Annotated in this window: 12 protein-coding genes; 11 read left to right on the forward strand and 1 reads right to left on the reverse strand. The window is 29.9% G+C overall.

Translation table 11 applies throughout. The annotated features are described in order from the left end of the window. Positions 1 to 356 precede the first annotated feature (356 nt). From ACFDSN_RS05775 to ACFDSN_RS05785, 3 genes are all read left to right on the forward strand, one after another. Positions 357 to 2,855 carry a PIG-L family deacetylase gene (locus tag ACFDSN_RS05775; RefSeq protein ID WP_375238888.1) on the forward strand — a complete coding sequence of 833 codons (2,499 nt, stop codon included), beginning with the start codon at positions 357 to 359 and terminating at the stop codon, positions 2,853 to 2,855. A gap of 144 nt (positions 2,856 to 2,999) precedes the next feature. After that, positions 3,000 to 4,751, forward strand: coding sequence for a sodium:solute symporter (locus ACFDSN_RS05780; protein ID WP_375238889.1), 1,752 nt, complete (start codon positions 3,000 to 3,002; stop codon positions 4,749 to 4,751). A gap of 1 nt (position 4,752) precedes the next feature. Further along, entirely contained in the window at positions 4,753 to 5,502 is a 750-nt protein-coding gene (locus tag ACFDSN_RS05785) for a hypothetical protein (protein WP_375238890.1), read from the forward strand. A 73-nt stretch (positions 5,503 to 5,575) separates the two neighbouring features. Here the strand turns inward: ACFDSN_RS05785 and ACFDSN_RS05790 are convergent, their stop codons facing one another. After that, positions 5,576 to 6,430, reverse strand: coding sequence for a DUF2911 domain-containing protein (locus ACFDSN_RS05790; protein WP_375238891.1), 855 nt, complete (start codon positions 6,428 to 6,430; stop codon positions 5,576 to 5,578). A gap of 136 nt (positions 6,431 to 6,566) precedes the next feature. On the opposite strand from ACFDSN_RS05790, the gene ACFDSN_RS05795 reads away from it, so the two are divergent. The 8 genes from ACFDSN_RS05795 (at position 6,567) to ACFDSN_RS05830 (ending at position 12,907) form a co-directional block, all read left to right on the forward strand. Beyond that, positions 6,567 to 6,896 carry an ArsR/SmtB family transcription factor gene (locus ACFDSN_RS05795; protein WP_375238892.1) on the forward strand — a complete coding sequence of 110 codons (330 nt, stop codon included), beginning with the start codon at positions 6,567 to 6,569 and terminating at the stop codon, positions 6,894 to 6,896. Between the two features lie 11 nt (positions 6,897 to 6,907). Then, positions 6,908 to 7,375: a DUF6428 family protein gene (locus ACFDSN_RS05800; RefSeq protein ID WP_375238893.1), complete on the forward strand. Its 468-nt coding sequence runs from the start codon at positions 6,908 to 6,910 to the stop codon at positions 7,373 to 7,375. 11 nt (positions 7,376 to 7,386) lie between these two features. Next, positions 7,387 to 7,998 carry a low molecular weight phosphatase family protein gene (locus tag ACFDSN_RS05805; protein ID WP_375238894.1) on the forward strand — a complete coding sequence of 204 codons (612 nt, stop codon included), beginning with the start codon at positions 7,387 to 7,389 and terminating at the stop codon, positions 7,996 to 7,998. A gap of 1 nt (position 7,999) precedes the next feature. Next, on the forward strand, positions 8,000 to 8,674 hold the full coding sequence (locus ACFDSN_RS05810; RefSeq protein WP_375238895.1) for an MIP/aquaporin family protein: 675 nt from the start codon (positions 8,000 to 8,002) through the stop codon (positions 8,672 to 8,674). Positions 8,675 to 8,762: 88 nt separating this feature from the next. Further along, the gene (locus ACFDSN_RS05815) at positions 8,763 to 9,419 is read left to right on the forward strand and encodes a TetR family transcriptional regulator C-terminal domain-containing protein (protein WP_375238896.1); all 657 of its coding nucleotides are present in this window, start codon (positions 8,763 to 8,765) and stop codon (positions 9,417 to 9,419) included. Positions 9,420 to 9,517: 98 nt separating this feature from the next. Further along, the gene (locus tag ACFDSN_RS05820; RefSeq protein WP_375238897.1) at positions 9,518 to 10,828 is read left to right on the forward strand and encodes an ABC1 kinase family protein; all 1,311 of its coding nucleotides are present in this window, start codon (positions 9,518 to 9,520) and stop codon (positions 10,826 to 10,828) included. Position 10,829: 1 nt separating this feature from the next. Beyond that, positions 10,830 to 11,447 (forward strand): flavin reductase family protein, encoded by a 618-nt coding sequence (locus ACFDSN_RS05825; RefSeq protein ID WP_375238898.1) that lies wholly within the window; start codon positions 10,830 to 10,832, stop codon positions 11,445 to 11,447. Between the two features lie 32 nt (positions 11,448 to 11,479). Beyond that, positions 11,480 to 12,907 (forward strand): SDR family oxidoreductase, encoded by a 1,428-nt coding sequence (locus ACFDSN_RS05830; protein WP_375238899.1) that lies wholly within the window; start codon positions 11,480 to 11,482, stop codon positions 12,905 to 12,907. Positions 12,908 to 12,927: the final 20 nt, after the last annotated feature.

Raw genomic sequence — 12,927 nt, forward strand, 5'->3', positions numbered from 1 at the left:
AGGTGTTTGGCTAAGACCGAGATACTATAAACAAGAAAATGAAACCTTGTTTGAGAAAGGATTGAAAATAACGATACAAAATAGACAAGAACGCGAAATAAAAATCACAACACCCAAATATGGACACGATGTTGATATTGCTGAAGGGAAAGAATAAAAATAAAGTGGCTAACAACGGGATATAACAAATAGAAAAACAGCTTATTTGTATTAAATCTACTTTAACCAGTTTATACTTGTTCTGTGTAAATAAAACCATATTCAACTAACTCAAAACAGTTAAAGAAACCTTAAAACCTGAATTAAAAAAAGCGATTCGTTATATTTGATACTTTATCAAATTCTAATTATTCCAGATGACAAAAATATACGCTTCGCTCCTATTTATAATTGGATTCTCGCTGCAATTAACGGCGCAACAGCCAAAAAAACCAAATGCATCAAAAATTCACGAATCTATAAAAAAACTTAATTTTTTAGGCTCTGTCTTATATATAGCGGCTCATCCAGACGATGAAAACACTAGGTTAATTTCTTATTTATCTAATCACGTAAAAGCAAGAACGGCTTATTTATCTTTAACTCGTGGCGATGGCGGCCAAAACTTAATTGGTCCAGAAATTAGAGAATTATTAGGTGTAATTAGAACGCAAGAATTATTAGCAGCAAGACGAACAGATGGCGGAGAACAACGTTTTACGCGTGCTAACGATTTTGGTTACTCAAAACATCCAGACGAAACGTTAGCTATTTGGAATAAAAAAGAAGTATTAAGCGATGTGGTTTTAGCCATAAGACAATTTAAACCAGATGTTATTATTAATCGTTTTGACCATAGAAGTCCAGGAACTACGCACGGACATCATACTACCTCTGCATTATTAAGTTTTGAAGCTTTTGATTTAGCTAGCAATAAAAATGCGTATCCAGAACAAGTTAAAGAATTTGGAACTTGGCAAGTAAAACGTGAATTTTTTAATACGTCTTGGTGGTTTTATGGTAGTAAAGAAAAGTTTAAAGCTGCAGATAAAACCAATTTATTAGACTTTAATGTTGGTACTTATTATCCAAAATTAGGCTTAAGCAATACAGAAATTGCATCTTTAAGTAGAAGCCAGCATAAGTCTCAAGGTTTTGGAAACACAGGAACTCGTGGAAATCAAACCGAATACATAGAATTAATTAAAGGTGATTTACCAAAAGACAAATCCAATATTTTTGATGGTATAAATATCACTTGGACACGCGTAAAAGGCGGAAAAGCCATACAAGATGTTTTATCTAAAGTTGAACGTGATTTTGATTTTGATAAACCTTCTGCTTCAATTTCAGAATTAATAAAAGCGTATCAATTAATTCAAAATTTAGAAAATAAGCATTGGAAAACTCAAAAGATAAAAGAAATTAAAGCTATTATCTACGCGTGTTCTGGTTTATATTTAGAAGCAGTTGCAGATACTAATTATGGAACCCAAAACTCATCTGTTAAAGTAAAAATTGAAGCTATAAATAGAAGTTCATCTTTAATCACTTTAAAAAGTATTGATTTACCTGAAAATATTTCAACAGAAAAAAATATAAACTTGGCAGAAAACGAATCGTTTAAATTTGAAGAACAACTTAATATTTCAGAAAACACGAACAATACAACACCTTATTGGTTAAATAAAAAAGGAACTTTAGGAATGTATAATGTGGAAGACAAAGCATTAATTGGTTTGCCAGAAACACCAAGACATTATAATTATACCTTCAATTTAATTATAGACAATACAGTAATAAGCTATACAAAACCTTTAGTTTATAAAATGAATGATCCTGTAAAAGGCGAAGTTTACAAGCCATTTGAGATTATTCCAGAAGCATCAGTTAAGTTAGACGAAAAAGTGTTTATTTTCAATTCTAATGAAGCTAAAGACATTAAAGTAACTGTAAAATCAGGAAAAAACAATCTTGAAGGAAACTTACAATTAGAAATTCCTACTTCTTGGACTGTTTCTCCAAAATCGTATGAAGTATCAATAGTAAATAAAGGTCAAGAGCAAACGTTCGTTTTCAGCTTAAAACCATTAAATAATGAAAGCGAAGGTTCTATAAAACCGTTATTATCCATTGGGTACAAAAGCTATTCTAAAGAATTAATAGAAGTAGATTATGAGCATATTCCTTACCAAACTATTTTATTACCTTCAGAAAGTAGAGTGGTTAAATTAAATATTAAAAAACGAGGTAAAAATGTAGCTTATATTGAAGGTGCAGGAGATATTGTTCCTCAAAGTTTAGAACAAATTGGTTATAAAGTAACTGTTTTAAAAGTAGATGACTTATCTAAAGAAAACCTATCTAAATTTGATGCGTTAGTTGTTGGAATTAGAGCTTACAATACCTTAGAAACTATTAAATTTAAGCAAGATATTTTATTCGACTTTGTTAAAAATGGTGGGAATATGATTGTGCAATATAACACAAGACATAGATTAAAAGTGGAAAAACTAGCACCTTATAACTTAAAATTATCTCGTGATCGCGTTACAGATGAAAATGCAAAGGTTACTTTTTTGAGTCCTGAACACAGTTTACTAAATTATCCAAATAAGATTACACAAACCGATTTTAAAGGTTGGACACAGGAACGTGGTTTATATTTTCCAAACGAATGGGCAAAAGAATTCACGCCAATTTTATCTATGCACGATAAAGATGAAACACCTAAAACTGGAAGTTTATTGGTTGCACCATACGGAAAAGGCTACTACATATATACAGGTTTAAGCTTTTTTAGAGAATTCCCAGCTGGAGTTTCTGGAGCTTATCGCCTATTTGCAAATATGTTAAGTATTGGAAAAACTAATTAATTTTAAAATGTGTTGATGTAAAAATTACAACCTAAAGATTAAAACATATGAAAAACTATAAATGGAACAAATTGTTCACCTTAGTGTTAGTTGCTAACGCAATCTATGTTATTGTTTTTTACTTAATTACTAAAGCTTTTTAATATGCAAACAGTAGATTGGATTGTTTTAATAGGAACATTATTAACCATTGTAGGATACGGTACGTACCAAACACGTGGCAGTAAAAATGTTCAAGATTTTTTAAAAGGGGGAAATAACAGCAAATGGTGGACAATTGGTTTATCTGTTATGGCAACACAAGCTAGTGCTATAACTTTTCTATCTACACCAGGGCAAGCATTTAACGATGGAATGGGTTTTGTGCAATTCTATTTTGGGCTGCCTTTTGCTATGGTGGTTATTTGTATGGTTTTTATTCCATTATATCATAAGTTAAAGGTTTATACGGCTTATGAATTTTTAGAGAGTAGATTCGACAAAAAAACCAGAACCTTAACTGCTATCTTATTTTTAATTCAACGTGGGTTAGCAGCTGGAATTACCATTTTTGCACCTGCTATTATTTTATCAGTAGTTTTAGGTTGGAATTTAATTCTATTAAACATTATTATTGGGATTCTAGTAATTATCTATACCGTATCTGGTGGAACAAAAGCCGTAAACGTCACGCAAAAGCATCAAATGGTAGTGATTTTTACGGGAATGGTCATTGCATTCATATTAATAATGCATCAATTACCAGCAGATATTACCTTTAAAAAAGCTGTAGATATTGCTGGAGCTAGTGGTAAAATGGAAGTTATTGATTTTTCTTTCGATTTAGATAACAGATATACCATTTGGAGTGGACTTATTGGAGGAACTTTTTTAATGCTGTCGTATTTTGGAACAGACCAAAGTCAAGTACAACGCTATTTATCAGGTAAATCTGTTAAAGAAATGCAATTAGGCTTAATTTTTAATGGTTTATTAAAAGTTCCAATGCAGTTTTTTATACTATTTATTGGTGTTATGGTTTTTGTATTCTATCAGTTTAATGCATCACCTTTAAACTTCAACCCTACTGCTACTGAAGTCGTTTTAAATTCTGAATACGCGCAAGACTATAAAAATCTTGAAAAGGAACACGCAGATTTATTTCAATTAAAACAAAACTTAATTACAGATTATAAAGATGAAAGCGCACCAGAAATATTAAGAATAACACATCAAGTAGATGCAAATCGTGAAGCTGCAAAAACTTTAATTGAAAAAGCAGGACAAACAAAAAAACTTAAAGTGGAGACTAACGATAAAGACTATGTGTTTATTCACTTTATACTTCATAATCTCCCAAGAGGTTTAATTGGGTTATTATTAGCCGTTATTTTAAGTGCAGCAATGTCTAGTACTGCGAGCGAATTGAATGCTTTAGCAAGTACAACAACTATAGATCTGTATCAAAATGAAGACAATAAGAAAGACGAAAAACATATGCTTAACGTTTCTCGTGTATTTACATTACTTTGGGGAATATTAGCTATTGGAATTGCGTGTATTGCTAATTTGGCAGAAAACTTAATTCAGTTAGTAAATATTATTGGTTCGATTTTTTATGGAAATGTTTTAGGTATTTTCTTGTTAGCATTTTTCTTTAAACATGTAAAGGCTAATGCTGTTTTTGTTTCGGCTTTAATCACTCAAATCATTATTATAGCACTTTTTGGGCTAAACGAATTTGGAATTATAAAACTACCATTTTTATGGTTGAATTTTGTGGGTTGCATTTTAGCCATTATTATAGCTTTAGTATTAAGTATAAAAGATTCTACTATTAAAGGAAAAGGAATTCTATTTACATTAAGTGGAATATTAATCGCGTTTGGTTATTTAATTTATGAAAACTCTATATAAAATGAAACTCACTATATCTATATTTCTTTGCTTTGTTTCTTTTCAAATTCAAGCTCAGAACAATGTTTTAGATTATTTAGTGACAGAAACTAACGATACGATTTACGGTGTTATTAAAGCTGATAAACTATATAAAATAAAAAAAGACTCTACTTTAACTTATTCTATTTCTAAAGCAAATATTATAAGAAAAAACGATATAATTTATAAACTAAAAACTGAAGGTTTTAAAACAGATAAAAACCTAATCACTAAAGAATACAAACAGTTTATTTCAGTTTCCCAAAAACAACAAGATTATATTGTAAATAAAGAATCTGATACTGTTTTTGGAGAAATAAAAGATCCGTTTTTTGGAGCTAAATTTATTAAAAATAATTCTGGAAACAAAACTAAAATCTGTAAAGAACAAACATTAACTTACAGAAAAAATAATGTGATTTACGATTTAAAACATATTACAAAACCCATTTTATCTGTAGATAAAGATGTATTTTTAAAACGCCTTTACAAAGGAGAAGCTAGTTTATATGAATATAAAGTATTAAGGAATGATGCTGGAAGTATTAATCCTAAGACATTTTATATTATTGAAAAAGAGAATCAATTACATCTAATTTCTAACATAGATTATAAACAGCAATTAGTTGATTTATTTCTAAATCCTATAATTTTAGGGTGGAAAATTGAAACAGACTTCTATTCTATTGAGAATTTGTATTTAATACTAAAATATTACGATTTATCTTAATCATAAAAAACAAAAAAAGCCTTAAACATAATGTTTAAGGCTTTTTTTGTTTTAGTGTGTAACAAAGAAAGGATTACATTTTTGCTCCCCATTCTTTTAAAGAATCTTTATTCATTTTAACATAATCAGCATTACCAGCTTTAGTAGCTCCTTCTAAAGACGCCTTAGCAGCAGTAATTGCTCCTTTAGTATCACCCGCTTTTGCTTTAATTAAAGATTGTTGACGTAGCCACCAAAATTTAGGAGAATCTTTTGTCATTTCTACAGCTTTATCCATCCACGTATTAGCTTGCTTAATATCTTTTCCAGCTTCTAAATAGTAACGAGCAGACGCATAATAATCTTGCGCACTTGGTCCAGCCATAGTTTTAGCAATAGCATCAGAAACAGCTTTGTCAGTTGGTACTTCAAACTTAACATCTATCATTGTATTTTCCCATAAAAGACTTAATACAGCAGAGTTATTAGTTAAATTGTCAAAAGACATTGTAAGAGTTTCAACTTTAAATGGCATCACTTGTGGCTTAACAGAAATTTTAGCAGCAACTTTAGCTTCATCCCATTTTTGTGGTGTTCCCCAATTACTAGTATCAGAATAAAAAATAATATCCCAAGATGTTTTCCCTGGTGTAGTAAAAATAGCATAAGAGCCAGCTTTTACTTCTTTTCCACCAATAGTCACATCAGAAGAAAATGTAATCATAGTGTTTTTATTAGCACCTGTACGCCACATTTTATCAAAAGGTACTAAATCTCCAAAAATGGTTCTACCTTTCATAGATGGACGAGAAAACTCTAAAGTAACATCTGTTAAACCAACTTTTTGCTCCATTTTTTGTGCTGGACTTGGTTGTGGTGTTTCAATTTGTGCTTGTACAGAAATACAAGACGATAAAGCTATTACAGCTAAAAGAATTAATTTTTTCATAGTTATAGTTAATTAGTATAATTTATTAAAAAGATAAAATTAAACATTAAATAGATTAGAATTGTTAATTAAAACTTAAAATGATTTGTTTGAATATTTTATTAATCGTAATATTGCAATATAAAAATATAAAAAAATGGGATTAGCTAAAACAGAGCTATTTACAAGCAACCAAAACACACTTTCAAATCTTGCTAAAGCTTTAGCTCATCCAGCGAGAATTGCTATTTTAGAATACATTTTTGATTCTAAAACCTGTATTTGTGGTGACTTAGTCGAAGAAATTGGTTTAGCACAACCTACCATTTCACAGCATTTGGCAGCACTTAAAAATGCAGGGTTAATTCAAGGAACCATTGAAGGAACAAGCGTTTGCTATTGTTTAAATACCAAAAATTGGACTAATTTAAAAACACTTTTGAACACTTTTTTAAATAGAGACATTACTAATTCGAACTGTTGCTAAAACTTAAATTTATGAATTTACAAGAGATTAAAAATTATTTACAAAACTTAGAACAAATTGCATTTGTATTACCAAACGGTAATTTAGTACCAGAACATTTTCACGTCACTGAGATTGGAAAAGTATCAAAAACATTTATTGATTGTGGTGGTAAATTACGTCAAGAAAAAAAGATAAATTTCCAGTTATGGAATGCCACAGATTACAACCATAGATTACATCCAGAAAAATTAGTGAGTATTATAAATTTAGCAGAGGAAACATTAAACTTAGCAAATTTAGATGTCGAAGTAGAATTTCAAGGTAAAAATACTATCGAAACATTTGGATTAGAATTTAAAGATGAGCAATTTCATTTAACAGGTAAAATAACCGATTGTTTAGCCTTAGATGAATGTGGTTTACCTAATTCTAAACCAAAAGTTAAAATATCAGAAATAGCATCTAACTCTTGTGCACCAAATTCTGGTTGCTGCTAAAATTAAGACTTATGCTCTACTCCAATATTCAACAAGCCATTACTAAATTAGATACGAATACTATCTCTTTAGAACGAAAAAGCATTTTAAATCCTTTAATTGAATTTATTCAAGAAAAAAAAGATAAAAATGAAACAATACGCTTAAATTTTATTTGTACACATAACTCTCGTCGAAGTCATTTAAGTCAAGTTTGGGCACAAGTTTTAGCGTTTCATTATAATGTAAAAAATGTTTTTAGTTATTCTGGAGGAACAGAAGCTACTGCTTTATTTCCAAAAGTAGCAGAAACATTAACTAAAATTGGATTTAAAATAGAACAAATTTCTAAAGAAGAAAATCCTGTTTATAGTATTTTATATGCAGAAAATGAGCATTCAATTATTGGATTCTCTAAAAAATTTGATGCGCCTTTTAATCCTAAGTCTAACTTTGCTGCAATTTTAACTTGTTCATCGGCAGATGTAGGTTGTCCATTTATTGCTGGTGCAGAAAAACGTATTCCAATTACCTATGAAGACCCCAAAGCATTTGATAATACACCTTTTCAAACTGAAAAATATTTAGAACGTTGTTTAGATATAGCAACAGAATTAAAATATGTATTCTCAAAAATAAGCTAAAATGAAAAAACAATTAATAGCAGAAACTATAGGAACATTTGCCTTAATTTTTTGTGGTTGCGGCGCAATGACAATTAACGAAATTACTGGCGGAAGTATTTCTCACGTTGGTGTTGCTTCGGTTTGGGGCTTAATTGTAATGGCTATGATTTATGCTTTTGGTGAAACCTCTGGAGCACATTTTAATCCAGCTGTTTCTATTGCTTTTGCTTATGCCAAAAAATTTGAGTGGAACAAAGTACCTTCATATATATTAGCACAAAGTGTTGGAGCAATTTTAGCAATCGCATTATTAGCTTTTCTATTTCCCGAAAGTCAGTTTTTAGGAGAAACAACTCCAATGGAAGGATTTCCTGCCTATAAGGCAGCTATTTTAGAATTCATTTTAACCTTCTTTTTAATGGTGGTTATTATAAATGTATCTACAGGAAGTAAAGAAACAGGAATTATGGCAGGTATAGCTATAGGTGGCGTAATTTTATTAGAAGCTATGTTTGCAGGTCCAATTACAAAAGCATCTATGAACCCAATTAGATCTATTGCTCCTGCATTATTTACAGGTAATTATCAGTATTTATGGTTATATATCTCTGCTCCTATCCTTGGTGCATTAGCAGCAGTTATTAGTTGTAAATTAATTAAAGAAGACCAATGTTGTAAGGAATCAAATTGCTAATAACTTAAGTATATGTTAATTTTTGTTTAACTAATTACAATTATAGTTAAACATTTTATATCTTTATGCTATCAAAACAAAGTAACTGATGGCTAAAAAGAAAAATATTACAGGACAAGATTTATTCGGGTTTTATATGGATTATGTTTTAGAACATAATGAACAACCTAAAACCATTTACGCGTTTGCTAAGTATAATAATTTTGAAGAATCTAAGTTCTACCAACATTTTGCTTCTTTTGATGCTTTAGAGAAAAAAATATTCAAAGCTTTTTATGATAACACCATAATTGCTTTACAACATAGTGAAGATTATCCAAATTTCGAACCAAGAGACAAACTACTAAGTTTCTATTTTACATTTTTCGAGAACCTTACCGCTAATAGAAGTTATGTAATTTACGCCTTACAACAACATAAAAACAGTCTAAAATCATTACAATCATTAGGAAGTTTGAAATCGAGTTTCGCACATTACATTAAAAATTTAAACATTGAATTAATAGAAGTTAAGCAAGATACATTAGAAAAAATTCAGAATAGAGGTTTAACTGAAACAGCTTGGTTACAATTGTTAATTACAATTAAATTCTGGTTAGACGATTCTTCTAATTCATTTGAAAAAACAGATATATTCATAGAGAAATCTGTAAATACCAGTTTTGATATGTTAAATGTAGCACCATTAAAAAGCTTAATTGATTTTGGGAAATTTATCTTCAAAGAAAAAATAAAGATGGGATAATTTAAGTTGTTTGAATGAGTTTGGTTGGTTTTAAGTGTATTTTAAATGACTAAACAAATTATCCCATTATTTTAATTTATTGCTTTAAAAAATGTCCTATGAAAACTATAGATAGCATACCTACTGGAAAAATATCAAGAGCATCAAAACTAGTATCTACAGGTGCTAAAGTTGGTGTTAATTATATTAAATATTATGGTGATAAAATCACTAAAACCGAAGAAGAAGCAAAACAACGTTTAAACGAAAATAATGCAGAAGATATTTACGATGGTCTAAAACAACTTAAAGGCAGCGCCTTAAAAGTTGCTCAAATGCTAAGTATGGAAAAAAGCATTCTACCTAAAGCCTATGTAGAAAAATTTTCTTTAGCTCAGTTTTCTGTGCCACCACTATCTGCACCATTAGTAGAAAAAACATTTAAAAAACATTTTGGGAAGTTACCAAGCCAAATCTTTGACACATTTAATCTTAATTCTGTTAACGCTGCCAGTATTGGTCAAGTGCATTTAGCGGAAAAGAATGGGAAGAAACTTGCTGTGAAAATTCAATATCCTGGTGTTGCCGAAAGTATTTCGAGCGATTTGGCTATGGTAAAACCCATTGCTATTCAAATGTTTAATATCAAAGGAAAAGATTCCGGGAAGTATTTTAAAGAAGTTGAAGATAAATTAGTTGAAGAAACCAATTATATTCTTGAAGTTAAACAATCTAAAGAAATAGTAGAGGCTTGCCAACATATTCCAAATTTACAATTTCCAAGATATTATGAAAAATTATCTTCAGAACGTATCATTACAATGGATTGGATGACTGGCGAACATTTATCTGAATTTACAGCTCATAACACAAACCAAGTAAAATCTAATAAAATTGGTCAAGCACTTTGGGATTTTTATATGTACCAAATGCACGTACTTAAAAAAGTACACGCAGATCCGCATCCTGGAAATTTCTTAATTTCTAAAGAAGCTCAACTTATTGCTTTAGACTTCGGTTGTATGAAAACTATACCTGAAGATTTCTACACACCTTATTTTGAATTAGCTGTAAAAGAAAATATTGAAAACTTAGATTTCTTTAACCAAAAAATGTATGAATTAGAGATTCTTAAAAAAGAAGATACTAAAGAAGAAACAGTATTTTTTACGGCATTATTTCACGAAATGTTAAGCCTGTTTACACAGCCATTTCATGAAGAAAACTTTGACTTTTCGGATCCAAAATTCTTTGATGCTATTACAGAATTAGGTCAACGCTATAGCAAAAGTACTGAACTTAAAAAAATGAACGGAAATAGAGGTTCTAAACACTTTATTTATATAAACAGAACCTTTTTTGGATTGTATAATTTAATGTTCGACTTAAAAGCTCAAAACATTAAAATAAATAATTACAAAAACTTGTAATATGACTTTTTCTAAAGCCGATTTAAAAGAATTAGAGCATCTTTACAGAATAAATTTAGTAAATAGTTGTTCTGGCTTTAAAAGTGCAAATTTAATTGGCACAACCTCAAAGTCAGGACAACAAAATGTTACTGTTTTTAGTTCGGTTACACACATTGGTAGTAATCCTCCACTACTCGGCTTTTTTTGCAGACCAACAACAGTAATTAGACATACCTATAATAACATAAAAGAAACTGGCGTTTACACTATAAATCATATTCATAAATCGATTATAGAGGATGCGCATCATACGTCTGCTAGTTATGATGAAACTATTTCAGAGTTTGATGTTACAAATTTAACTTCAGAAATAAAAGAAAATTGTATTGCTCCTTTTGTAAAGGATTCTCCGGTGCAACTAGAAATGAAATTTATTACCGAATATCCTATTAAGGAGAATGGAACTATTTTGGTTATTGGCGAGATTCAACATATTCACGTCAATCAAGATATTATTGAAGCAGATGGTTTCTTAAACCTAAGTAAAGCAAATGTTGCTTCTATTAACGGATTAGATACTTATTTACTGCCAGTAGTCGAAAAGCGACTAGATTACCAAAGACCAAAAAGTCTCTAAAAAAGAGCTAAAACTATTAATATAACTAACTAATGAAAATTTTAATTACAGGTGCATCGGGTTATATTGGTAAAAGAATTATTCCAATTCTTTTGGAGCAAGGTCATACAGTTGTTTGTGCTGTAAGAGGTCAATTAAGAACTCAAAAAAAATATGAAGAAGAAGATAACATACAAGTTATAGAAGCTGATTTTTTAAAGCCTGATACGTTAAAAAACATCCCAAAAGATATAGATGCGGCTTATTACTTAATTCACTCTATGTCTAACTCCATTGATCAGTTTCATAAAATGGAAGAAGATTGTGCTATCAACTTCAAAAACTACATAGAAACTACTAATGCAAAACAAGTTATCTATTTAAGCGGAATAACAAACGACACAAAACTTTCAAAACATTTATTATCTCGTAAAAATGTAGAGAACACTTTACAATCTAAAATTTATGTATTAACTGTTTTTAAAGCAGGAATTATTGTTGGTTCTGGAAGTGCTAGTTTTGAGATAATTAGAGACTTAGTAGAAAAATTACCTGTAATGATTGCTCCTAAATGGTTAAATACTAAAACACAACCCATAAGTGTTAGAGATGTTTTAACTTTTTTAACACGTGCATTAGGTAAAAAAGAACTATTCAATACATCTCATGATATTTTTGGACCAGAAGTATTGACTTACAAGCAAATGCTTCTAAAATTCTCGGAAGTTCGTGGGCTAAAACGATATATATTAACGGTTCCTGTTATGACTCCAAAACTATCAAGTTATTGGCTATATTTTGTAACATCAACATCTTATAAATTAGCATCTTCTTTAGTCAATAGTATGGGAATTGAGATTATAGGTATTAAAAGTAATATTAATACCATTCTTGATATAAAGCCAATGAATTATAAAAATGCCATAGAATTTGCATTTGTAAGAATTGAAACCAATAGCATTACATCTAGTTGGAAAGACGCATTTATAAGTGGGCGACAAAACAAACAAGCTTCCACAAAATATTTAAAAGTGCCAAAACACGGTTGTTTTAAAGATATTAAAGAATTAACGGTTATAAGTGAAGAAAAAACTTTAGAGAAAATTTGGGCTATTGGTGGAGAAAATGGTTGGTATTACGGCACTATATTGTGGAAAATTAGAGGTTACATAGATAAATTATTTGGTGGTATTGGATTACGAAGAGGAAGAACCAATAAAACAGAATTGAAAACTGGCGATGCTTTAGATTTTTGGCGCGTTTTAGTTGCTGATAAAAATCAAAAACGATTAATTCTTTTAGCAGAAATGAAATTACCTGGAGAGGCTTGGTTAGAGTTTAAAGTTGCTAAAGGAAAAGTATACCAACGTGCTACATTCAGACCAAAAGGATTAGCAGGAAGGCTTTACTGGTATAGTGTTTTACCATTTCACGGCTTTATTTTTAATGGGATGATTAAAAAAATAGCAAATGCAAAGTAGTTTTTTAAGTATGAAATATA

It is taken from the genome of Aurantibacter sp. (genome assembly GCF_042094015.1).
Taxonomy (GTDB): Bacteria; Bacteroidota; Bacteroidia; order Flavobacteriales; family Flavobacteriaceae; genus Aurantibacter.